Genomic DNA, 24,052 nt, shown 5'->3' with positions numbered 1-24,052 from the left:
CCCGCAACTTCCTGCTGTTCCGCACGATTTACGACGAGAGTCCGCCGCCATGTACGAGCTGTCCCGGGTCCGCCTCTACTCCATCGGCCCCGCCGGTGCGCGCTACGCCGACACCGTGCTTGACCTGCGCGGCGTCGGCGCGGAAGTGCCCGACCCCGCGCCCGCCCAGGCGGAGTTCTTCGAGGACGAGCCGGTCGGCCCTCCGCGCCGTCCCGCGCCCGCGGGCGTGCTCTTCCTGGAGAACGGCGGCGGCAAGTCCGTCCTGCTGAAGCTGATCTTCTCCGTGATGCTGCCGGGCCACCGGAACACGCTGGGCGGCGCGAGCTCCGGAGTGCTGCGCAAGTTCCTCCTCGCCGACGACTGCGGGCACGTCGCCCTGGAGTGGCAGCACACGCTGACCGGCGAGTGCGTCGTCGTCGGCAAGGTCAGCGAGTGGCGCGGACGGCAGGTCTCCAACGACCCGCGGAAGTTCGCCGAGGCGTGGTACTCCTTCCGGCCCGGACCCGGCATGAGCCTGGACTCGCTGCCGGTCGCCGAGTCCACCGCCGTACGCCCCTCCGTGGAAGGCGCGTCGGGTGCCCAGGGGCGGCGGCGCACCATGAAGGGCTTCCGTGACGCGCTGACCGAGGCGGGCAAGGCGTACCCCCACCTCGAAGTGCACTGGGAGGAGATCCACGACCGCTGGAACGAACACCTCGGCGACCTGGGCCTCGACCCCGAACTCTTCCGCTACCAGCGGGAGATGAACGCCGACGAGGGCGAGGCCGCGGGCCTCTTCGCGGTCAAGAAGGACTCCGACTTCACCGACCTGCTGCTGCGCGCCGTCACGGACACCCGCGACACGGACGGCCTCGCCGACCTCGTGCACGGCTTCGGCAACAAGCTGGGCCGCCGCTCCGAACTCATCGCCGAGCGGGAGTTCACCGCGGGCTCCGTCGACCTCCTCGGTCGGATCGTCGAAGCCGCCGACGCGCGTGCGCGTGCGCGTGACGTGCACGCGGGAGCGGAGCGGCGCACCCGCACGCTCGCCCGCCGCCTCTCCGCGCGCGGGGTCGCCGAGCGGATCCGCGCGGGGGAGCTCGCCGAGCGGGTCACCGCCGCCGCGCAGACCGTCACGACGGCGGAGGAAGCACGCGGCAGGTCCGCGCTGATCTCCGCCGAACTGGCCTTCCGGCACGCCTCCTTGGCGCTCACGGTCGCGGAGAAGGCCGCCGCCGCGCAGCGCCGCGAGCTGGCCGACGCGCGCCAGCTGCACGCCGCCTGGCAGGCGGCCGAGGCCGTCCTGCGCCACCGCGCGGCCGCCGACCGCTCCGCGCGCGTGGCCTCCGCGATCCTGGAGGCCGAGCGGGACGCGGCGCCCGCCCTCGCCGCCCGCTCCAAGGCGGCGGCCGATCTCGTACGGGTCCTGCACACCGCGGCCGAAGGCGCCGAGTCGCTCGCGAACGAGGAGGAGGAGCGCTCGGCCGCGCTCCAGGAGACCGGTGAGGCCGCGCACCGCGACGCCACCGTCGCCGCGACCGAGGCGCAGCGCGCCCGCAGCGAGGCCGGACACCTCCGCCAGCGCCTCACCGAGGTCGAGCAGGAGACCGCGGAGGCGGTCCGTGCGGGCTGGCTCGACGACACCGCACCGGACGCCGACCCGGCGCGCGCCGCGCTGGCCGCGAGCGACGCCGAGAAGGCCGCGGCGGCCGCCTGGGACACCGCCCGCGAGGCCTCCCTGCGTGCCACCGAGCACGCCAAGGAGGCAGCCGCCGCCGAGGCCCGCGCCGAACTCACCGCGGCTCGCGCGTCGGACGCCGCGGACGCGGCCGAACACGCGTACGACGCGGAACGCCGTGCCGCGGAGTCGATCGCCGGGGACGAGCGCCTGGCCGAGCTGCTCGGGCTTCCGGGGGCCATCTCCCAGAGCGGGGTGCCGCAGCCTCGCCAGGGGACTGCCGAGACGGGCGACGACAGCGAGAAGGCGGCGACGGCCAACGCCACGGCCGCCGCCGCCCGCGCCACTGCCACCCGTTCCCTCACCGAAGGCCCCCTCTCCCTCGCGGAGCTGGACCGCAATGCCGACGACCTCCGCACCCTTCTCGACGACGGGGTCGCCTCCGCCGAGCGGCAGCTCTTCGAACTGCGGACCGCCGCCGCCGACGACTCCCGGATCCTTGGCGCCCTCGGTGACGGCGGGCTCCTTCCGCCGGGCCCCGACGTCCTGGCCACCGTCGAGTTCCTCGGCGAGCACGGCATCCCCGCCCTGCCCGGCTGGCGCTATCTCGCGCAGGCCGTCGACCCCGCCGACCACGCGCGCGTGCTCGCCGCCAGGCCCGAGCTGGTCGACGGCGTCGTCATCACCGACCCCGCCACCCATGCACGGGCCCGCGAAGCCCTCGCGGGCGCCGCCCTGCTGCCCCGCTCCGCCGTAGCCGTCGGCACCGCGGCCGCCCTCCTCGCGCCGACACCCGGTGAGGACGCACAAGGCGGGGACGTCTTCCTGGTACCGCCGAACCCCGCCATGCACGACGAACACGCCGCCGACGAGGAGCGCACCGCCCTGCGCGCGCGGGCGGCGCAGCGCGACGAGGAGATCCGGGCGCTCGCCGTGCGCCTCGCCAAGGACCGCGAACTGGCCGCGCGGCTCGCCTCCTGGCGCGGCGGCTGCCCGGCAGGACGCATCGAAGAGCTCGCCGCCGCCGCACGCAGCGCCCGCGCCTTCGCCGAAGAGGCCGAGGCCGAACTGGCCGAGGCCCGCACGGTCCGGGCCGAGGCCGACGAGGCGGCTGCCGAAGCGGCACGCGCGCGTGACGAGCGGCAGGAGGCCGCCCAGCGCGCGCGGCGCGTCGCCGACGCACTCGCGGGGCTCGCGTTCCGCCTGCGCGAGCGCGCGGGCTGGCAGACCAAGCTGCGTGAACTCGCCGACGACGCCGTGGAGTCGGAGGCCCGCGCCCAGACCTGTCTGGACCGCGCCCGCGCCGCCGACGAGGACCGCCGCTCCGCCCAGCGAGCCGCCGACGACGCCCGCCGCACCGCCCGCGCCCTGCGTGCCGAGCGCGCCGAGATCGCGGGCGCCCCCGAGGACGTGCCCGAGGACACCAGCGCCCCCAAGACGTCGCTGCCCGCACTCCGCGAGGCCTACCGCGCCGCGTCCCAGCTCTACGAGAAGGTCGGCGTCGGCGCCGACCTGCGCGCCGAACAGGCCCGCGCGGAGAGCGACGAGAGCGGCGCCCTCGCCGAGCTCGACCGGCTCAGCAACAAGGTCCGCACCCGCGCCGCCCTGCTCCTGGAGGGCACGGACGGCTCCGACGGCCCGTCCCGGCAGGCCGCATCCGCCCGCGCGGAGGCCCAGGTCCAGCTCATCGAGACCCGCGCCTCCGCCGCGAGCGAGCAACTGGGCAGGCTCCGCGGCGAGGCCGAGCGGCTCGCCCCCCAGGACGACGCCGAAGCGCACACCGAGCTGCCCGAAGACCTCGTCCCCGCCGACGCCGAGCACGCGCAGGCCCTCCTGCGCACCGCCACCGCCGAACTGGCCGCGCACACCGAGGCGTTGAGCCAGGCCAAGGACGTACACGCCACCCTCCTGCACGCCCACCGCGCCACGGAGGACGCCGCGGGAGGCTTCGACGAGACAGCGGCGCTCCTGCGCGACCTGATGCGCGAGCAGCACCAGGACACCGAGGGCGCCGCAGCCGCCGAAGAGCCCGAGCCCTACCCCGGCACGCTCGAAGAGGCCCGCAAGGACGCGTCCGAGGCCCGGCGCTCCCTGCGCGGCTGCGCCGCCGACCTCTCCGCCGCCGAGACGGCGGTCCGCGAGGCCAGCGACATCCTCGTACGACACGCGAACTCCACGCGCTACGAGCAGGTGCGCACCCCCGCCCGCCAGCAGATCCGCGAACTGCCCGCGTCCGCGCTGCCGGAACACGCCAAGAAGTGGGCCGACGCCTTCGCGCCCCGGCTGCGCGTGCTCACCGACGAGCTGGAGCAGCTTGAGCGCAACCGCGACAGCATCGTGGACCGGCTCCGCGGGCTCGTGGAGTCCTCGCTCGCCACCCTGCGGTCGGCGCAGCGCCTCTCGCAGCTCCCCGAGGGCCTGGGGGAGTGGTCGGGCCAGGAGTTCCTGCGCGTCCGCTTCGATGAGCCCGACCGGGCGACGCTGACCGAACGCCTCGGCGAGGTCATCGACGAGGCCACGCGGGCCGCGGTCAAGAAGAACTCCGACATGCGGCGGGACGGAATGTCCTTGCTGCTGCGCGGAGTTCAGGCCGCGCTCGAGCCGCGTGGCATCGCCGTCGAGATCCTCAAGCCGGACGCCGTGCTGCGCGCCGAGCGCGTGCCGGTCGGCCAGATGGGCGACGTCTTCTCCGGCGGCCAGCTGCTCACCGCGGCCATCGCCCTGTACTGCACGATGGCCGCCCTGCGCAGCAACGACCGGGGCCGCGACAAGCACCGGCACGCGGGCACGCTCTTCCTCGACAACCCCATCGGCCGCGCCAACGCCACGTACCTCCTGGAGCTCCAGCGGGCCGTTTCGGACGCGCTCGGCGTGCAACTGCTCTACACCACGGGCCTGTTCGACACGACCGCGCTCGCGGAGTTCCCGCTGGTCATCCGGTTGCGGAACGACGCGGACCTGCGGGCAGGGCTGAAGTACATCAGCGTCGAGGAGCACCTGCGGCCGGGCCTGCCGCAGCAGGACCCGGCCGAGGAGACCGTGCACGGGGAGATCACGGCGACGCGCATGTACAAGCGCCCAGCCCCTACGGCCTAGCCCAACAGGCCCGCCAGCCACTCATGGAAGAGACCGATGTGATGCTCGGTCGGCACGAGCACCCCGCCCCCGCGATAGGCGCGTGACGCCATCGCGGGCTGGGTGCGCTCGCAGGCCTCGAAGTCCTGTTCGTTGACCCGGTGGAAGAGCTCCACGGACTTGGCGAGGTCGACGCCGGACTCGACGACCTCGGGTGCGTAGAGCCAGTCGCACTCGACGACGGTGCGATCCTCGGACAGCGGGAACATCCGGTGCAGGATCACATGGTCGGGGACGAGGTTGATGAAGACGGTCGGCTTGATCGTGATCGCGTAGTAGCGGCGGTCCTGGTCCTCGGCGACCTCGGGGAGGCGGTCGAAGCCCGCGCTGCCGTCGACGGTGAATCCGCTGACCTCCTCGCCGAACGAGGCGCCGTGCCCGACGTAGTACTGGGCGGCGAACCCGTCCGCGAACTCCGGCAGGACCTCGGTCAGTTCGGGATGGATGGTCGCGCAGTGATAGCACTCCATGAAGTTCTCGACGATCAGCTTCCAGTTGGCGCGCACGTCGTACGTGACGCGTTTGCCGAGGGCGAGCCTTTCGGTTCCGTAGTGCTCGATGGACGCCGTGTCGCCCAGACGTTCCACGGCAGCGCCGATGACGGTCTCCTCGAAGGAGGGCGGTTCGTCGGCCAGGCACACCCAGGCATAGCCGAGCCACTCCCGCAGCGCGACCTTGACCAGGCCGTACGCGGTGCGGTCGACGTCGGGCATCTTCACCAGGTTCGGCGCGGCGATCAGCTTGCCGTCGAGGTCGTACGTCCACGCGTGGTACGGGCATTGGAGCGCGCGGCGCACCTCTCCGGACTCCTGCGTGCACAGCCGGGCGCCGCGGTGGCGGCAGATGTTGAGGAAGGCGCGCAGCTCTCCGGAGCGGGAGCGGGTGACAAGGACGCTCTCGCGGCCGATCTGGACCGTGCGGAACGCGCCGGGTTTGCCGAGGTCGGAGGCGCGCACCGCGCAGAACCAGAGTGATTCGAAGACGCGTTCCTGTTCCTGCCGGAAGATCTCGGGATCAGTGTAGAAGTGCCCCGGCAGCGTGGTCATCAGGCTGGCGGCGGACGGGGCCTCAGGGGTCGTCGTCACGGTGGCGTACTCCTCAAGCGGGCGCGGCGGCAAGGCGGCTGGGGTCGAAGAGCTCGATGGGGTGATCGGTGGCGCCCCGCAGCGCCAGATCGGCGACGATCTCGCCGACGACCGGCACGAACTTGAAGCCGTGCCCGGAGAATCCGGCCGCGACGGTGACCGATTCCGGGTGGGCCGGGTGGCGGGTGATGACGAAGTGCTCGTCGGGAGTGTTGGAGTACATGCAGGTCGCGGCCTTGAGGAACTGCCCAGGCAGGGAGGGGATGTGCCCGCTCATGTGGTCCGCCATCGCGGCGACCTCGTGCTCGTGGACCGTGCGTTCGATGTCCTCGGGCGTGCAGGGCGTGCCCTTGCGGAAGAAGGCGACCTTGGCGCCCAGGTCGGGGCCGTCGATGGCCGGGAAGCCGTAGACCTGCACGTCGTCCGCGTCCTCCCAGATGTAGATCGGGTGGTTCTGCGGCAGGAAGGGCCGCACGCCGCCGGTCGGCTGGAACCAGTACATGACCTGCCGCTCGATGGTGAACGGCACCCCGATGTCCGTGAGGAGCCGCGGCGCCCAGGCACCCGGGCAGATCACCAACTGCCCTGCGGTGTAGGTCTCTTCGGGAGTGTGTACGCGGACGCCGTCCCGGTACGGCTCCCAGCGCGTCATCGGTTCCTCGAAGTGCAGGTCGGCTCCCTGCCGCGTGGCGAGCTGCAGATGGGCGGCGACGGTGTTCTCGGGGCGGACGAGCCCGGCCCGCGCCTCGTACAGCGCCACCTCGTCGTCGCGCGGGCTGAGCGTCGGGAAGCGGCGGCGTATCTCGGGGGCGTCGAGCATGTCGTGGGGGAGGTCCCACTGCCGCGCGGAGAGCAGCGAACCGGAGACGGTGCGGCTCTCGGGGCGGCCGACCATCACGCCGCCGCACAGGGTGGCTATCTCGCGGCCGGTGTCGCGCTCCAGGCGTGCGTACAGCTCGTACGAGCGAAGAAGCAGCGGTACGTACGCGGGGTCCTCGAAGTAGGACTGCCGGGTGATGCGCGAACCGCCGTGGCTGGAACCGCGGTTGTGGACGGGGCCGAACTTCTCCAGGCCGAGGACGCGGGCGCCGCGCGCGGACAGGTGGTGGGCGGCGGCGCTGCCCATGCCGCCGAGGCCGATCACGATCACGTCATAGGTGGGGGACACAGAGATTCCTCCAGAGCGCTGATGGGGCTTCAACCGGCTACCGGCGGATGCGGGTCATCTTCGGGTCGAACAGCGGCTCCTCGGCGACCGTCGCGGGCACCTTCTCGCCGAAGTACTCGATGTGCACGCCCGCGCCCGCCTCCAGCGGCGGCAGCCACGCGTAGGCGACGCACCGGCCCAGCGTGTAGCCGTACGAGGCGCTGGTGACGTACCCGGCCGCGGCACCCGCTGCTCCGTCGACGTACACGGGCTCCTTGCCGAGAACGACAGCGGCCGGATCGTCCAACAGCAGGGCGGTGAGCTTCCGGGCGGGGGAGCCGAGCTGTTCGAGCGCGGCGCGCCCCACGAAGTCGCCACGGTCCATGCGGACCGCGAAGCCGACACCCGCCTCGTAGGGGTTGTGTTCGGTGGTCATGTCGTGGCCCCAGGCGCGGTAGCCCTTCTCCAGGCGCAGGCTGTTGAACGCCGAACGCCCGGCCGCGATCACGCCGTGCTCCTGCCCCGCGTCCCAGAGCGTGTCCCAGAGCCGGAGCCCGGTGTCGGCGTCCGTGTAGAGCTCCCATCCCAGCTCACCGACGTACGACAGACGCATCGCCGTCACCGGGACATGCCCGATGTGCGTCTCCTTGGCCCTGAAGTATCCGAACGCCTCGTGCGAGAAGTCGTCGCGGGTGAGCGGCTGGACGAGGTCGCGGGCGAGCGGCCCCCAGACGCCGATGCAGCAGGTGCCCGATGTGATGTCCCGCAGGTGCACGCCGTCGGGGGCGTGGCGCTGGAGCCAGTCGAGATCGGCCGGGCTGTTGGCGCCGACCTGGAAGCGGTCCGGGGCGAGCCGGGCCACCGTGAGGTCGGAGCGGATGCCGCCCGCCTCGTCCAGGAGGAGGGTGTACGTCACCGCGCCGGGCTTCTTGGCCAGGTTGTTGGAGGTCATGCGCTGCAGGAACGCGAGTGCTCCGGGCCCCGACACCTCCAGGCGGCGCAGGGGAGTCATGTCGTAGAGGGCGACCTTCTCGCGGGTCGCCTTCGCCTCCGCGGCCGCGATCGGCGACCAGTAGCGGGCCGACCAGGCGTCGCGCTCGGGGACCTCGACGTCGGCGAGAAGCGGGGCGTTCGCCTCGTACCAGTGCGGGCGCTCCCAGCCGCCGCCCTCCAGGAAGACGGCGCCCAACTCCTGCTGCCGGGCGTAGAAAGGGCTCACCCGCAGGGGCCGGGGGTGCTCCATGGGCTGCAGCGGGTGGAGGACGTCGTAGACCTCGACGAACTGCTGGGCGCCGCGGTCGGCCACGTAGGCGGGGGAGCGGTGGGCGTTCTCGAAGCGGGTGAGGTCGCAGTCGTGCACGTCGATGGAGGGCCGCCCGTCGACCATCCACTCGGCGACAGCCTTGGCCACACCCGCGGAGTGCGTCACCCACACCGCCTCGGCCAGCCAGAAGCCGCGCAGCGCACGGGACTCGCCGAGGACCGGCATCCCGTCCGGAGTGAAGGAGAAGACGCCGTTGAAGCCCTCCGCGACGTCGGTGTCGCGCAGCGAGGGCAGCAGCCAGCCGCAGTCCTCCCAGCTCGGAGCGAAGTCCTCCGCGGTGAAGGGGTACGAGGACGGCATCTCGGCCGCGTCGTCGTACGCCGGGACCGTGAACACGTCCACGGGCAGCGGACGGTGGGCGTACGAACCGATGCCGATGCGGTCGGTGTGCTCACGGAAGTACAGATCGCGGTCCTGGAAGCGGAGGATCGGCTTCGAGGCCTCCGTGCGCGGGTCGTTGACGCCCGCCAGCTCGGGCAGCGGCTCGGTCTTCGCGTACTGGTGGGCGAGCGGCAGGAGGGGTATGTCGACACCGGCCATGCGCCCGATCACCGGACCCCAGAAGCCCGCAGCCGACACGACGTGGTCGGCGGGGAACGTGCCCCGGTCGGTCACGACGGCGGTGACGCGTCCTTCCTCCTGCTCCACGCCGGTCACGGTGTGCCGGTCGAGGAAACGCGCTCCACGCGCGCGTGCCCGCTCGATCTGCGCACGGCAGGCGAGCACGGCGCGGGCGAGCCCGTCGTCGGGGGTGTGCAGGCCGCCGAGGACCTTGCTCTCGTCGATGAGCGGCCACATCTCCTTGCACCGGGCCGGGCCGACCAGCTCCGCGCGGATGCCCCAGGAGGCGGCGTACCCGGCCTTGCGGTGCAGGTCGGCCCAGCGCTCGGGCGTGGTGGCGAGTTCGAGGCCGCCGACCGCGTTGAAGCAGGGCAGACCGTCCACTTCCAGGGCCCCGAACTTCTCGACGGTGTACGTCGCGAAGGCGGTCAGGGTCTTGGAAGGGCCTGTCTGGAAGACGAGGCCGGGGGCGTGCGAGGTCGAGCCGCCGGGGGCGGGCAGCGGACCCTGTTCGAGGACCGTGACGTCGCTCCAGCCGCGGGCGGTCAGCTCGTCGGCGAGCGAGCAGCCGACGATGCCGGCGCCGATGACGACGACGCGGGGCGGCCGGGGTTCCGCGCCGCTGGTCGCGGAGGTGTCACTCACAGGACCACCACCGAACGCAGGACCTCACCGCGGTGCATCCTGCCGAACGCCTCCTCGACCCGGTCGAGCGTGATCGTCTCCGAGACGAAGCCGCCGAGGTCGAGCCGGCGGCTGAGGTACTGGTCGACGAGGATCGGGAAGTCCCGGCTCGGCAGACAGTCGCCGTACCAGGAGGACTTGAGGGCGCCGCCACGCGAGAACAGGTCGATCAGCGGCAGATCGATCCGCATCTCCGGATCGGGCACACCGACCTGCACGAGCACACCCGCGTGATCGCGCATGTAGAAGGCCTGTTTGTACGTCGACGGGGTGCCGACCGCGTCGATCGCGACGTCGACCCCGAAGCCGCCGGTGAGTTCGCGGACGGCTTCGACCGGGTCCGTGCCGCGGGAGTTGACGGTGTGCGTGGCGCCGAACCGGGTCGCCCCGTCGAGCTTGGCCTCGTCGATGTCGACGGCGATGACGCGGCGCGCGCCCGCCAGCGATGCACCGGCGATCGCGGCGTTGCCGACGCCGCCGCAGCCGATGACGGCCACGGTGTCGCCGCGGCCCACCCCGCCGGTGTTCACGGCGGCCCCGTAGCCGGCCATCACGCCGCAGCCGATGAGCCCGGCGGCCTCGGGACGGGCCGCCGGGTCCACCTTCACCGCCTGCCCGTCGGCGACCAGGGTCTTTTCGGCGAAGGCGCCGATTCCCAGGGCGGGGCTCAGGGGAGTGCCGTCAAGGAGGGTCATGGGCTGGGCGGCGTTGCGTGAGTCGAAGCAGTACCAGGGGCGGCCCCGCAGGCAGGAGCGGCAGGCTCCGCAGGGGGCGCGCCAGGCGAGCACCACATAGTCGCCGGGGACGAGATCGGTGACGTCGGCGCCGACCGCCTCGATGGTGCCGGCGGCTTCATGGCCGAGCAGGAACGGGAAGTCGTCGTCGATCGCGCCCTCCCGGTAGTGCAGATCCGTGTGGCAGACCCCGCAGGCCTGCACGGAGACAAGTACCTCTCCCGGTCCGGGATCTGGCACGACGATCGTCTGCACCTCGACGGGTGCGCCCTTCTTCATGGCGACGACGGCACGGACCTCGTGTGGCACGGCCAGACTCCTCTGCTGTTGCGCACTGCACGACGGGTTGCGCTATGAGAGACATACTGGGAACGCCATCAAGAGGCCGTCAAGGGGTGGGAGTTAACCCTTGGCAAATCAGCTGGGCACGGCGAAACACGATCGACACGCGACAGGTTCGGGTGCGCGGACGCGACGAGGGCGGAACCGGTGATCACCGGTTCCGCCCTCGTCCCACGCGTCTACTGACGGTCGGTCAGAAGCCGTACCCCATCCGCCGCGACAGCTCCACGGCCGCGGCGACCGTGCGCTTGGCGAGCTCGGTGAGGCGGTCCTCGGTCAGCCGGTACACGGGCCCCGACGCGCTGAGCGCCCCGATCACCTTGCCGTCGTGCGCGCGCACCGGCGCAGCGACGGCGGCCAGACCCACCTCCAGCTCCTCCACGGCGACGGCGTACCCCTGGTCCACGACGGCCTCGAGCTCGCCGCGCAGCGCCACCATCCCGGTCACCGTGTGCTCGGTCAGGCGCGGCAGCGTCCGCGCGATCAGGCCCTCGCGCAGCGTCGTCGGCAGATGGGCGAGCAGGACCTTGCCGCTGGAGGTGGCGTGCAGCGGGGTGCGCCTGCCCAGCCAGTTCTGCGCGGTCACGGACGCGGGACCGCGGGCCTGCATGATGTTGACCGCGGCGTCGTCGTCCAAGATCGCGATGTTGACCGTCTCGCCCAGCTCGTCGGCGAGGTCGCGGCAGACAGGGCCGCCCTCCTGGGAGATGTCCAGACGCACTGCCGCCGCCCCCGCGAGGCGGAGTACGCCGGCCCCCAGGAAGTACTTCCCGCGGTCCTTGGCCTGGCCCACGAGGCCCCGGTTCTCCAGGACGCCGAGCAGCCGGAAGGCCGTCGACTTGTGCACCCCCAACTCGTCGGCGATCTCGGTGACCCCGGCCTCGCCGAGCCGGGCGAGTATCTCCAGGACGCTGACCGCGCGGTCCACGGACTGGACGGATCCCGGCGCCGGCTTCGGCTGTTTCTCGCGGGACTCGGGTCGGTTCTCGGGGCGATTCTCGCGCGGCTCCTCGTTCTGATCAGGCTGTTTCCGCGTGCCGGTCATATCTCAACTCTCACCACCTCGCGGCCTGTTGAAGCCGCATCTTCGGGAAGCCCTTGACGCGGTGGGCGTCCCGACCGGATTCTGTTGCGCATAGCGCTCCCTCGTGCGCCATGCGAAACATCATGTTACCGAAGGGTCCTGGGCCGAGAAGGTGTCAGGACCGGGCCGAGAGAGATCAAAGGGGGGGCCCATGATTCCCGTCTGCCGCCTTGAAGACCTCCCCGCGGGCGAATCCGTCCGTGTCGACACCACACCTCCCATCGCGGTGTTCAACGCCGACGGCGAGATCTACGCCATCGACGACACCTGCAGCCACCAGGACGCCTCCCTCTCCGAGGGGTGGCTCGAGGGCTGCCTGGTCGAATGCCCGCTCCATGCCGCCTCATTCGATCTCCGTACCGGGCGGCCGACCTGCCTGCCCGCCCGCCGCGCCGTGCGCACCCACCGGGTGAGCGTCGACGACGGCACGATCCACGTCCACCTCGTGGCCGAGGAGGGTTCCGCCGCATGAGGACCATCACCGTGGTGGGCGCCTCGCTCGCCGGGCTCTACGCGGCGCGCGAGCTGCGTGCCCAGGGATACGACGGCCGGCTCGTGATCATCGGCGACGAGCCGCACCAACCGTACGACAGGCCGCCGCTCTCCAAAGACTTCCTCATCGGCAAGGCTGATGAGGCCCAACTCGCCCTGTCCGACGACGAGGAGGCCGACGAACTGGCCGCCGAGTGGCTGCTCGGGGTCCGCGCCCGGGGCCTCGACCCGCGCGGCCGCACCGTGCTCCTGGAGGACGGCCGGACCGTCGCGAGCGACGGAGTGGTCATCGCGACCGGCGCGTCCGCGCGCCGGCTGCCGGGGCCCCTCCTGGAGGGGGTGCACACCCTGCGCACCCTGGACGACGCCCGCGCCCTGCGCACGCGGCTGGCCGCCGGGCGCCAGCGGGTCGTCGTGATCGGCGGTGGATTCATCGGCGCCGAGACCGCGTCCTCGTGCGCGGCGCTCGGGCATGAGGTGACGGTCGTCGAGGCCGCCCCGCTGCCGCTTCTCCCGCAACTGGGCGCGGACATGGCGGCGGTCTGTGCCGGGCTGCACGCGCGCGGGGGAGCGGAACTCGTGACGGGCACCGGCGTCGCCGCGCTGCACGGCGAGAGGGCCGTGCACACGGTGGAGCTGGCCGACGGCCGGCTGCTCCCCGCCGATGTGGTCGTCGTCGGCATCGGGGCCACCCCCAACACCGGCTGGCTCGCTGGCTCGACGCTCGCCCTGGGTGACGGAGTGCTCTGCGACGACGGCTGTGTCACCGGGCTGCCGCACGTCGTCGCGGTGGGCGATGTCGCCCGCGTAGGCGGCGCGCGGGCCGAGCACTGGACGAGCGCCACGGAACAACCCCGCGTCGCCATAGGCAACTTGCTGGCCGGTCATACGGCCGAGACCGTGCGCCCGCTGCCGTACTTCTGGTCCGACCAGTACGGCTCCCGCATCCAGTTCGCGGGGCGGCGGCGCGCCGACGACACCGTGCGCCTCCTCGAAGGCTCTCCGGAGGAGGGCAGCTTCCTCGCCGCATACGAGCGGGAGGGGCGCACCACGGCGGTCCTCGCGGTGGACCGGCCGCGTCCGTTCATGCGGATGCGCCGCGGACTGCTGGCGGAGGTGCCGGTCGCGGCCTGACTGCCGGCTAGGGGTGCGACAACTGCCCTGCCCGGCCACGCCTCCGTATGCGTTCCTCGCCCCGCGCCGCCGTCCGAGCCTGCCGGCGGGCCCGGCGCCGCTCGCGCCGCAGCTGACGCGCGGTGCTGCTCGGCACCGACACCACCCCGTGCCGCTGGTTCCACACCTGGCGCGTGACCCACACGTCCAGGACGCCCCAGGTGGCGACGACGGTGCTGGCCACGCTGCTGAGCACCATCGGGAAGGACAGCCAGGAACCGGCCACCGCGCACAGGAACGCCGTCATGGCCTGCATCAGGGTCAGCGCCACGATGATCACGGCTCGCACCGCGGCCGTGCGCACCGGATCGGGAAGGCGCCGTCTGCGCGCCGGCTCCTCGATCCACAACTCCCTGCGGTCCTCGCCGGACTGACGCCTGGATGCCTCGTGCTCATCCTCGGTCGTCCTCTGGCGCTGTGCCGTGCCCATCAACTCGTCACTCCCCCGGTGCCCCACGGGCCGTTGGATGAGATGCCGGCCGTTCCGACTCTTCAGTGGCTGCCCGATATACGCGGCTTTACGCCACCTGGTGACGGCATGCTGTCTCTGGTGCCCGCTGTCCCAACTCCCGTACTGAAAGACGAACGAGAGACCGGGAAGATTCCCACGCGGTTCGGAAAAGCGAAGAGATCCGGCCAACTGGGTCCAGGGGCAAGGCGGACTGTGCCGAGTGGCATGTGCCACACGCGGGATGCAATCTCCCGAATTGGAGGGACAACTGGGGACGTCCCTTTTGCGTCACGGCTGAAATCCGTCCGGACGTGCCTTCGAGTTGCTCCTGTGTCAGTAGTAGGCTCACGCCGTTTGTTGACGCACATGTGTGCCCCTGGCCATAGCGCGGCCGCAGGGGGCCGATCTGGGGGAGGCCATGCGCTTTCGCGGGAAGTCCATCCGCCGGAAGATCGTGGCATTGCTGCTGGTGCCGCTCATTTCCCTGACCGCGATGTGGGGTTTCGCCACCTACCTCACCGGCCAGTCGGCCAAGGACCTCATCGACGTCGCCAACGTCGTCGACAAGATCGGCTACCCGATCGAGGACACCGCACGGGTCGTCCAGCAGGAACGCCGCCAGACCCTCGTCTATCTCGCCGACCCCCGCGCCTCCGACGCGCTCGCCGCGCTGCGCCGCAGCCAGACGGCCACCGACGAGATGATCGCCAAGGTCGTGGAGAACGCGGAGCACCCGGACGTGCGCGAGGAGGTCACCGGACAGTCGGCCGACCGGCTCGCGTCGCTCCTCGACTCCTTCGAGGGCATCGAGTCACTGCGCCGCACGGTCGAGGAAGGCACGATCACCCGGGCCGGCGCGCTGAAGATGTACACGAAACTGATCGACCCCTGCTACGGCTTCCTGATGACCCTGCACGGTCTCGACGACGTGAAGATGGACCAGCAGGGCCGGGCACTCGTCGGCGTCACCCGGGCCCGTGAACTGCTCTCCCGCGAGGACGCGTTGCTCGGTTCCGCACTGGTCGCGCGCAGGCTCACCAAGGCCGAGATCCGGGAAGTCTCCGATCTCAGGGCCCAGCGCACGCTGCTGTACGAGGTCAACCTCGCGCAGCTGCCGGAGGACGAGCGCGCCGGCTACGAGCGGTACTGGAACGGCGCGGAGACGACCGAGCTGAGGTCCGCCGAGAAGGCCGTCGTGGAATCCTCGCCCGGCACCCCGCGCGCCGTCACGTCGGCGCGCTGGGACGCCGCTTCGGGCAAGGCGCTCAAGGATCTCGCCGAGCGCGACAAGGCCGCGGGCGACCGCTTCCAGGACCGCGTCGAGCCGGTGGCGGTCGGCGTGATCGTGCGGGTCGTCGTCGCGGGCGTGTTCGGTCTGCTCGCGCTTCTGTTCTCGGTCTTCATGTCCGTACGCATCGGCAGCAGCCTCATCCGTGACCTGCGCCGACTGCGCCTGGAGGCCCACGAGGCCTCCGGCGTCCGGCTGCCCGGCGTGCTGCGCCGCCTGGCAGCGGGCGAACAGGTCGACGTCGAGACCGAGGCGCCGCGCCTGACGTACGAGAAGGACGAGGTCGGACAGGTCGGCCAGGCCCTCAACACCCTGCAGCGCGCGGCGGTCGAGGCCACCGTCAAACAGGCCGACCTGCGCCGCGGCGTCTCCGAGGTCTTCGTCAACCTCGCCCGCCGCAGCCAGGTGCTCCTGCACAAGCAGCTCACCCTGCTCGACACGATGGAGCGCAGGACCGAGGACACGGACGAACTCGCCGACCTCTTCCGCCTGGACCACCTCACCACGCGCATGCGGCGGCACGCCGAAGGCCTCGTGATCCTCTCCGGCGCCGCACCGTCCCGGCAGTGGCGCAAGCCCGTCCAGCTCATGGACGTCGTCCGTGCGGCCGTCGCCGAGGTCGAGGACTACGAACGTATCGAGGTGCGCCGCCTGCCGCGCATCGCCGTCACCGGGCCCGCGGTCGCCGACCTCACCCACCTGATGGCCGAACTCCTGGAGAACGCCACGGTGTTCTCACCCCCGCACACCGCGGTGCAGGTCCTCGGAGAGCACGTCGCCAACGGCTTCACCCTGGAGATCCACGACCGGGGCCTCGGCATGGCGGCAGACGCGCTCCTGGACGCCAACCTCCGCCTCGCGGAGACTCCGGAGTTCGAGCTCTCCGACACCGACCGCCTCGGCCTCTTCGTAGTGAGCCGCCTCGCACAGCGCCAGCGCGTACGCGTCTCCTTGCAGCCCTCTCCGTACGGCGGGACCACCGCCGTGGTGTTCATCCCGGAGACGCTGCTCACGGACGACGTACCGGACACGAACGGCATCGGTTTCCGTCTGGACCGGCCGCAGCCCAGGGAAGCCGTGGGCCGCGACGCCACCGGAGACAAGAAGGCCGCGCTCGGCCAGGTGCCCGTACAGCTGCCGGGTCTTCCCGCGTCCCTCCTCGACGGTCCCGTCGAGCTGGAGGCGCCGGTCGGCATGGCGGACCTCGACCCCTTCCCCGGCGCGCTCGGCGACCTCGACGACGCCGACAGCGAGCGCGGCGGTCTCTTCCGCCCGCGCCGCCGCGTGGCCGGGGTCCAGGGGGACGAACAGCACCAGCAGGCCCGCGACGAGCGGGAGACGGGCGAGCGCGAGCCGACCCGCCCCGACGACCTGCCCTCACGCGGCAGCAGCGGTGGCAACGGCAGCGGCTTCAGCGGCCCCGACGACGACGCGGCCCCCGGAGACCCCGTACAGCTGCCCCGCCGCAGGACCCCGAAGCTGGTCTCCTCGCACGGCCGTCCCGTGACGCACAACAGGCCCCGTGGCGCGGCAGAGGACGACGACGCGGCACCGGAGCGCCCCGAGCGCCCGCAGACCCCCGTTGGGCGCCCCCAGGGCGGCGCCGTGGACCGGGACCGCGGCAGCGGCCGCCCCGCGGCCGAGCCCATCGACCTGCCGCGCCGCCCCGAGCCGCAGTCCGCCTGGCCCGACCTCTCCCCGCCGCACCGCGACGTCACCGCGGCCGACGCCCCGCCGGACCTCCCGAGGCGCAGCCGGCGTACGGAGTCCCCGCGTACGGAGTCCCCGCGTACGGAAACGCCGCGCACGGAGACAGAGCCCCGCGTCGGCCGGCCCCCGGCGCCCACCACCGCACCCGGCGGACTGCCCCGGCGCGTCCGCCAGGCCAATCTCGCCCCACAGTTGAAGGACGGTCCGGACCAGCGCACGGAGCGCGACCCGGCCCCGGCCACGACCAGGCCGGAGGAGCGCGACGCCGACGAGGTACGCAACCGGATGGCTTCGCTCCAGCGTGGCTGGCAGCGTGGTCGTGAAGAGAACGCCGCGGGCGAAGACGCCTCCGACGGCACAGCACCAGGAACGACATCTGAGGGGGACGGTCGATGACCGCACCGAAGGCCGACGCACGCATCGCCAATACCGGGACGGCGAGGGAGCTGAACTGGCTCCTCGACGACCTGGTGCAGCGTGTCGCCAGCATCCGCAAGGCGCTCGTGCTCTCCGGCGACGGCCTGCCCACCGGCGTATCGCAGGATCTGACGAGGGAGGACAGCGAGCACCTCGCGGCTGTCGCCTCCGGCTTCCACAGCCTCGCCAAGGGCGTCGGACGCCACTTCGAGGCGGGCAGGGTCCGCCAGACCGTGGTCGAGCTCGACGACGCCTTCCTGTTCGTCACGGCCGCGGGCGACGGCAGCTGCCTCGCCGTCCTCGCGGACGCCGACTCCGATGTAGGCCTGGTCGCGTACGAAATGACGCTGCTGGTCAAGAGGGTGGGTGTGCATCTGGGTACGGCGCCGCGCACCGACCTGCCCACGGGAGGGTAGCGGGAGGGTATGAGCGAAGACGGTCAGGGGACACAGGGGACACAGGGGACGCATCGCTGGTTCGACGACGACGCCGGGCCCGTGGTGCGGCCGTACGCCATGACGCGCGGCCGGACCACGAGTCCGGCCCAGCACCGCCTCGATCTGATCGCGGTCGTCATCGCGGAAGCCCGAGCCGGCGACCCGGAGGCGGACAGGACGCTGTCTCCGGAGCACGTGGACATCGTCGGGCTCTGCCGTGACAGCCCCCAGTCGGTCGCCGAGCTGGCGGCCGAACTGGACCTTCCCATCGGCGTGATCCGCGTCCTCATCGGCGATCTCGTGGACGACGAACTCGTCCACGTGACACGTCCCGTACCCCCTGCGGAACTGCCGGACGAGAGTATTCTGCGCGACGTGATCAACGGCCTCCGGGCGCTCTGAACAGCGCGGAATCGGGGAGTGAGACGTGACTGGCTGGCAGTTCTGGGTCGACAGGGGCGGCACCTTCACGGACATCGTCGCGCGGCGTCCCGACGGGCGTCTGCTCACGCACAAACTCCTGTCGGACAACCCCTCCCGCTACACCGACGCCGCCGTCGCGGGCATCCGTGAACTCCTGGGTGCCGCTCCGGGCGTTCCCGACGACACGGCGGACGTTCCCATCGACGCCGTCCGGATGGGCACCACCGTCGCCACCAACGCCCTCCTTGAGCGCAAGGGCGAGCCCACCGCCCTGGTGATCACCCGCGGCTTCGGCGACGCCCTGCGCATCGCCTACCAGAACCGCCCTCACATCTTCGCCCGGGAGATCGTCCTTCCGGAGCTGCTGTACGACCGGGTCATCGAGGCCGACGAGCGGGTCACCGCCGAGGGCGAGGTCCTGCGGGCGCCCGACCTGGAGCAGCTCGCCGGGCCGCTGCGCGAGGCCTACGAAGACGGCATCCGGGCCGTGGCGGTGGTCTGTATGCACAGCCATCTGCACCCCGCCCACGAGCGGGCGATCGCCGAACTGGCCGTCCGTACGGGCTTTCCGCAGGTCTCACTCTCCAGCGAGGTCAGCCCGCTGATGAAGCTGGTCCCGCGCGGCGACACGGCGGTCGTCGACGCCTATCTGTCGCCCGTCCTGCACCGCTACGTCCAGCACGTCGCCGACGAACTCAGCGGCGTACGGCTGATGTTCATGCAGTCGAACGGCGGCCTCACCGAAGCGGGCCAGTTCCGCGGCAAGGACGCGATCCTTTCCGGGCCCGCCGGCGGCATCGTCGGCATGGCCCGTATGTCGCAGCGCGCGGGCTTCGACCGCGTCATCGGCTTCGACATGGGCGGCACGTCCACGGACGTGTCGCACTACGCGGGCGAGTACGAACGGGTCTTCACCACGCGGATCGCGGGCGTACGGCTGCGCGCCCCGATGCTGGACATCCACACCGTCGCGGCGGGCGGCGGCTCTGTGCTCCACTTCGACGGCAGCCGCTACCGCGTGGGCCCCGACTCGGCGGGCGCCGCACCGGGCCCGGCGAGCTACCGGGGCGGCGGCCCGCTCACCGTCACCGATGCCAACGTCGCCCTCGGGCGCATCCAACCCGCCTATTTCCCCCGGGTGTTCGGCCCTGACGGCGACCAGCAGCTCGACGAGGCGCACGTGCGCGACCGCTTCACCGCGCTGGCCGACAACATCAGGGAACGCACCGGCGACGACCGCACTCCGGAGCAGGTCGCCGAGGGCTATCTGCAGATCGCGGTGGCCAACATCGCGGCCGCCGTCAAGCGCATCTCGGTCCAGAAGGGCCACGACGTCACCCGCTACGCCCTCACGACGTTCGGTGGCGCGGGCGGCCAGCACGCCTGCATGGTCGCCGACTCGCTCGGCATCCGCACCGTCCTCGTACCGCCCATGGCGGGAGTGCTCTCCGCGCTCGGCATCGGCCTCGCCGACACCACCGCGATGCGCGAGCAGTCCGTGGAGGCCCGCCTCGAACCGTCCGCGATGCCCCGCGTCCTGAAGACCGCCGACGACCTGGAGGAAGCGGCCCGAGCCGAACTCCTCGCCGAGGACGTGCCCGAGGACCGCATCCGCGTCACACGCCGCGCCCAGCTGCGCTACGACGGCACCGACACCACGCTCACCGTGGAGCTCACCGAGCCGGACAGCATGATCCGCGTCTTCGAGGAACGCCACCGCACCACCTACTCCTTCACCCTGGACCGCCCCGTCGTCGTCGAGGCGCTCTCCGTGGAGGCCACCGGCCTGACCGAGCAGCCCGACCTCTCCGTGCTCGCCGGTGACACGCAACGAGGCGCTCCGGAGACCGTCAGGCTGCACACGGGCGGCGCCTGGCGCGACGTGCCCCTGCACCGCCGCGAGGAGCTGCCGCCCGGCGAGAGAGTCGACGGTCCCGCGATCATCACCGAGGCCAGCGCCACGACGGTCGTGGACGACGGCTGGCAGGCGGCCATGTCACGCGAGGGGCACCTGGTCATGGAACGTGTGGCGGTGCCCGGGGGTTCCGCGGCGAGCACCGCGGCCGACCCCGTCCTCCTCGAAGTCTTCAACAACCTCTTCATGTCGATCGCCGAACAGATGGGCGCCCGCCTGGAGTCCACGGCCCAGTCGGTCAACATCAAGGAGCGGCTCGACTTCTCCTGCGCGCTCTTCGACCCGGACGGCAACCTCGTCGCCAACGCCCCGCACATCCCGGTGCACCTGGGCTCGATGGGCACCAGCGTCAAGGAGGTGATCCAGCGCCGCGGCAGCGGCATGCGCCCCGGGGACGCCTACGCGGTCAACGACCCCTACCACGGCGGAACCCACCTCCCGGACGTCACCGTCATCACACCGGTCTTCGACACTCCGGGGGAGCGGGTCCTGTTCTACGTGGCCTCGCGCGGGCACCACGCGGAGATCGGCGGGATCGCCCCCGGCTCCATGCCCGCCAACAGCCGCTCCATCGAGGAGGAAGGCATTCTCTTCGACAACTGGCTTCTTGTGGAGGGCGGTCGCTTCCGTGAGGACGAGACCCAGAGTCTGCTCACCGACGCCCCCTACCCCTCCCGCAACCCAGCCACCAACCTCGCCGACCTGCGCGCCCAGATCGCCGCCAACCAGAAGGGCGTCGACGAAGTCGCCCGCATGATCGAGAACTTCGGGCTCGATGTCGTCCAGGCGTACATGAGGCACGTACAGGACAACGCCGAAGAAGCGGTACGCCGTGTCATCGACGCCCTTGAAGAGGGCGAGTTCGTATATCCAACTGACTCGGGGGCCGTCATCCGGGTCCGCGTCTCGGTCGACCGCGAAGCCCGCTCGGCGACCATCGACTTCACCGGTACGTCCCCCCAGCTCCCCACGAACTTCAACGCACCCTTCGCGGTGGTCAACGCCGCTGTCCTGTACGTCTTCCGCACCCTGGTGGCCGAGGACATCCCGCTCAACGACGGCTGTCTGCGCCCCCTGCGCATCATCGTGCCGCCGGGCTCCCTGCTCGCCCCCGAGCCGCCGGCGGCCGTCGTCGCCGGGAACGTCGAGACCTCACAGGCGATCACCGGCGCCCTCTACGGAGCGCTGGGCGTCCAGGCCGAGGGCTCCGGAACGATGAACAACGTCACCTTCGGAAACGACCGCCACCAGTACTACGAGACGGTGGCCTCGGGATCCGGGGCGGGCGACGGCTTCGACGGGGCGCCCGTCGTCCAGACCCACATGACCAACTCCCGGCTCACCGACCCCGAAGTCCTCGAGTGGCGCCTGCCCGTGCTCCTGGAGGAGTTCGCGGTGCGTAGGGGCAGCGGCGGCGCCGGCACGTGGCGCGGCGGGGACGGGGCCGTGCGCCGCATCCGCTTCCGCGAACCGATGACGGTCTCCACGCTCTCGCAGCACCGCAGGGTCGCGCCGTACGGCATGGCGGGCGGCAGCCCCGGAGCGCTCGGCACAGGCCGCCTGGAGCGTGCCGACGGCAGCGTCCAGACGCTGGAGGCCAGCGACTTCGCGGACGCGGGCCCCGGCGACGTACTCGTGATCGAAACTCCGGGCGGTGGCGGATACGGCCCGGCCCCGCGCGACACCCCTGACCCCACCGTCACCCCCGACCCCACCGTCACCCCCGACCCCACCGTCACCACTGGTTCACGCGACACCACTCATCCAGGAGAAGCGAGCGATGATCTTCAAGCGTTCTGAGCGCGGCAAGGCCCCCGTCGAGCCGGTCACGCTGAAGATCCTCGTGGCGGGCGGCTTCGGCGTGGGCAAGACGACCCTTGTCGGCGCCGTCAGCGAGATCAAACCGCTGCGCACCGAGGAGCTGCTCAGCGAGGCGGGCCGCCCGGTCGACGACACCAGCGGCGTCTCGGACAAGCACACCACCACCGTCGCCATGGACTTCGGGCGCATCACCCTCCGCGAGGACCTGGTCCTGTACGTCTTCGGCACCCCGGGCCAGGACCGCTTCTGGTTCCTCTGGGACGAGCTGGCCACCGGAGCGCTCGGCGCCGTGGTCCTCGCCGACACCCGCCGCCTGGAGGACTGCTTCGCGGCCGTCGACTACTTCGAGCGCCGCTCCATACCCTTCGTCGTCGGCGTCAACTGCTTCGAGGGCGCGTCGCGTTACCCCGCCGAGGCCGTGCGCCAGGCGCTCGACCTCGACCCCGGCGTCCCCGTGGTGATGTGCGACGCGCGCGAGCGGCAGTCCGTCAAGGAAGTGCTCATCGGAGTGGTCCAGCACGCGATGGAGGCCGCCGCCGCGGCCAGGGAGCCCGCGACGACGTGAGCGCGTGAAGGCGTGCACAGCCACGGCCCGTACCCCCGCCGACCGGGGTACGGGCCGCGGTCATCCTCGGCTCGGCTCTCGGCTCAGCTCGCGCCGTCCTCGTGCCAGCCGAAGCTCCGCTCCACCGCCTTGTGCCAGTTGTGGTACTCGCGCTCGCGCGCCTCCGTGTCCATCGCCGGCGTCCACTCGACGTCCTGCTGCCAGTGCGCCTTCAGCTCGTCGAGGTCGTTCCACACGCCGGTCGCGAGCCCGGCGGCGTACGCGGCGCCCAGACACGTCGTCTCGGAGACCTTCGGCCGGATCACCGGCACCCCGAGAACGTCCGCCTGATGCTGCATCAGCAGATTGTTCTTGGTCATGCCGCCGTCCACCTTCAGGGTCCGCAGCTGCACCCCGGAGTCCTGGTACATGGCGTCGACGACCTCACGGGTCTGCCAGCTGGTCGCCTCGAGGACGGCGCGTGCCAGATGCGCCTTGGTCACGTACCGGGTGAGCCCGGTGACGACGCCGCGCGCGTCGGAGCGCCAGTAGGGCGCGAAGAGACCGGAGAACGCGGGCACGATGTACGCGCCGCCGTTGTCCTCCACGCTCGCGGCCAGGGGCTCGATCTCGTCGGCGCTGCGGATGATGCCGAGCTGGTCGCGGAACCACTGCACAAGGGCGCCGGTGATGGCGATCGCCCCTTCGAGGCAGTAGACGGGCGCATCGGAGCCGATCTTGTAGCCCATCGTGGTGAGCAGCCCGTTCTTCGAGGGAACGGGCCGGTTACCGGTGTTGAGCAACAAGAAGCTGCCGGTTCCGTACGTGTTCTTGGCCGTCCCCGTGTCGTAGCAGGCCTGCCCGAAAATGGCCGCCTGCTGGTCGCCGAGCGCGGAGGCGACCGGCACACCGGAGAGCTGCCCGACCGCGGTGCCATAGACCTCGGCGGACGACCTGATCTCCGGAAGGACCGCCTCCGGGACGTTCATCGCGGCCAGGATCGACTGGTCCCACTGGAGGGTGGCCAGATTCATCAGCATGGTGCGCCCGGCGTTGGTGACGTCCGTGACGTGCACGCCGCCGTCCGTGCCGCCGGTGAGGTTCCAGATCAGCCAGGAGTCGATGGTGCCGAAGGCTATCTCGCCGCGCTCGGCGCGGGCCCGGAGCCCGGGTACGTTGTCGAGCAGCCAGGCCGCCTTGGGCCCGGAGAAGTAGCTCGCGAGCGGCAGCCCGGTCTGCTCCCGGAACCTGTCCTGGCCGTCGGCGCCGCCCAGTTCGTTGCAGAGCGCCGACGTCCGGGTGTCCTGCCAGACGATCGCGTTGTGCACGGGCTTGCCCGTGGCGCGGTCCCACAGGACCGTCGTCTCGCGCTGGTTGGTGATGCCGAGGGCGCTGAGCTGGTCGGCCCTGAGCCCGGCCTTGGCGATCGCTCCCGCGACCACGGCCTGCACCTTGGACCAGATCTCGGTGGCGTCGTGCTCGACCCACCCCGGCTTCGGAAAGATCTGGCGGTGCTCGCGCTGGTCGACGGCGACGATCTCGCCCGCGTGGTTGAAGATGATGCAGCGGCTGGAGGTGGTGCCCTGGTCGATGGCGGCGACGAACTTCTCGGAGTTGTCCGGCATGGC

Annotated in this window: 15 protein-coding genes; 8 read left to right on the top strand and 7 right to left on the bottom strand. The window is 71.8% G+C overall.

All coding sequences use genetic code 11. The features are described 5' to 3' along the window. Positions 1-49: 49 nt before the first annotated feature. A complete protein-coding gene (locus E5671_RS11185; RefSeq protein WP_160503693.1) occupies positions 50-4,753 on the top strand; it encodes a hypothetical protein in 4,704 nt (1,567 codons plus the stop codon). On the opposite strand, the gene E5671_RS11180 is transcribed toward E5671_RS11185, so the two are convergent. From E5671_RS11180 to E5671_RS11160, 5 genes are all read right to left on the bottom strand, one after another. Then, positions 4,750-5,877 carry an SRPBCC family protein gene (locus tag E5671_RS11180; RefSeq protein ID WP_160503692.1) on the bottom strand — a complete coding sequence of 376 codons (1,128 nt, stop codon included), beginning with the start codon at positions 5,875-5,877 and terminating at the stop codon, positions 4,750-4,752. The two genes, E5671_RS11185 and E5671_RS11180, sit on opposite strands and share 4 nt — an antisense overlap. 13 nt (positions 5,878-5,890) lie before the next feature. Further along, a complete protein-coding gene (gene solA, locus E5671_RS11175; RefSeq protein WP_160503691.1) occupies positions 5,891-7,045 on the bottom strand; it encodes an N-methyl-L-tryptophan oxidase in 1,155 nt (384 codons plus the stop codon). 37 nt (positions 7,046-7,082) lie between these two features. Continuing rightward, the gene (locus tag E5671_RS11170; RefSeq protein WP_160503690.1) at positions 7,083-9,554 is read right to left on the bottom strand and encodes an FAD-dependent oxidoreductase; all 2,472 of its coding nucleotides are present in this window, start codon (positions 9,552-9,554) and stop codon (positions 7,083-7,085) included. Further along, on the bottom strand, positions 9,551-10,636 hold the full coding sequence (locus E5671_RS11165; protein WP_160503689.1) for an S-(hydroxymethyl)mycothiol dehydrogenase: 1,086 nt from the start codon (positions 10,634-10,636) through the stop codon (positions 9,551-9,553). Before E5671_RS11165 ends, E5671_RS11170 begins: the two co-directional genes overlap by 4 nt. A 226-nt stretch (positions 10,637-10,862) precedes the next feature. Then, entirely contained in the window at positions 10,863-11,714 is an 852-nt protein-coding gene (locus E5671_RS11160) for an IclR family transcriptional regulator (protein ID WP_202121082.1), read from the bottom strand. Positions 11,715-11,904: 190 nt separating this feature from the next. Here E5671_RS11160 and E5671_RS11155 point away from each other — a divergent pair, with 190 nt between their 5' ends. After that, entirely contained in the window at positions 11,905-12,225 is a 321-nt protein-coding gene (locus E5671_RS11155; protein WP_160503688.1) for a bifunctional 3-phenylpropionate/cinnamic acid dioxygenase ferredoxin subunit, read from the top strand. After that, positions 12,222-13,379 carry an NAD(P)/FAD-dependent oxidoreductase gene (locus tag E5671_RS11150; protein ID WP_202121081.1) on the top strand — a complete coding sequence of 386 codons (1,158 nt, stop codon included), beginning with the start codon at positions 12,222-12,224 and terminating at the stop codon, positions 13,377-13,379. Before E5671_RS11155 ends, E5671_RS11150 begins: the two co-directional genes overlap by 4 nt. Before the next feature lie 7 nt (positions 13,380-13,386). Here the strand turns inward: E5671_RS11150 and E5671_RS11145 are convergent, their stop codons facing one another. Beyond that, positions 13,387-13,848 carry a hypothetical protein gene (locus E5671_RS11145; protein WP_160503687.1) on the bottom strand — a complete coding sequence of 154 codons (462 nt, stop codon included), beginning with the start codon at positions 13,846-13,848 and terminating at the stop codon, positions 13,387-13,389. Positions 13,849-14,287: 439 nt separating this feature from the next. Between E5671_RS11145 and E5671_RS11140 the strand changes: the two genes are divergently transcribed. The 5 genes from E5671_RS11140 to E5671_RS11120 are packed head-to-tail and all read left to right on the top strand — an operon-like array spanning position 14,288 to position 22,445. Then, the gene (locus E5671_RS11140) at positions 14,288-17,263 is read left to right on the top strand and encodes a sensor histidine kinase (protein ID WP_160503686.1); all 2,976 of its coding nucleotides are present in this window, start codon (positions 14,288-14,290) and stop codon (positions 17,261-17,263) included. Beyond that, complete coding sequence (locus tag E5671_RS11135; protein ID WP_160503685.1) at positions 17,260-17,700, top strand: roadblock/LC7 domain-containing protein; 441 nt, start codon at positions 17,260-17,262, stop codon at positions 17,698-17,700. The genes E5671_RS11140 and E5671_RS11135 overlap by 4 nt, the downstream gene beginning before the upstream one ends. 9 nt (positions 17,701-17,709) lie before the next feature. Beyond that, positions 17,710-18,123: a DUF742 domain-containing protein gene (locus E5671_RS11130; protein WP_160503684.1), complete on the top strand. Its 414-nt coding sequence runs from the start codon at positions 17,710-17,712 to the stop codon at positions 18,121-18,123. A 25-nt stretch (positions 18,124-18,148) separates the two neighbouring features. Further along, entirely contained in the window at positions 18,149-21,859 is a 3,711-nt protein-coding gene (locus E5671_RS11125) for a hydantoinase B/oxoprolinase family protein (RefSeq protein WP_160503683.1), read from the top strand. Beyond that, complete coding sequence (locus E5671_RS11120) at positions 21,840-22,445, top strand: GTP-binding protein (RefSeq protein WP_160503682.1); 606 nt, start codon at positions 21,840-21,842, stop codon at positions 22,443-22,445. Before E5671_RS11125 ends, E5671_RS11120 begins: the two co-directional genes overlap by 20 nt. Positions 22,446-22,528: 83 nt before the next feature. Here E5671_RS11120 and glpK read toward each other — a convergent pair whose 3' ends face one another. After that, complete coding sequence (gene glpK / locus E5671_RS11115; RefSeq protein ID WP_160503681.1) at positions 22,529-24,049, bottom strand: glycerol kinase GlpK; 1,521 nt, start codon at positions 24,047-24,049, stop codon at positions 22,529-22,531. Positions 24,050-24,052: the final 3 nt, after the last annotated feature.

The organism is Streptomyces sp. BA2 (assembly GCF_009769735.1).
Taxonomy (GTDB): domain Bacteria; phylum Actinomycetota; class Actinomycetes; order Streptomycetales; family Streptomycetaceae; genus Streptomyces.
Note: the sequence above shows the minus strand (reverse complement) of the source record. Positions and strands in the feature narration are given on the sequence as shown.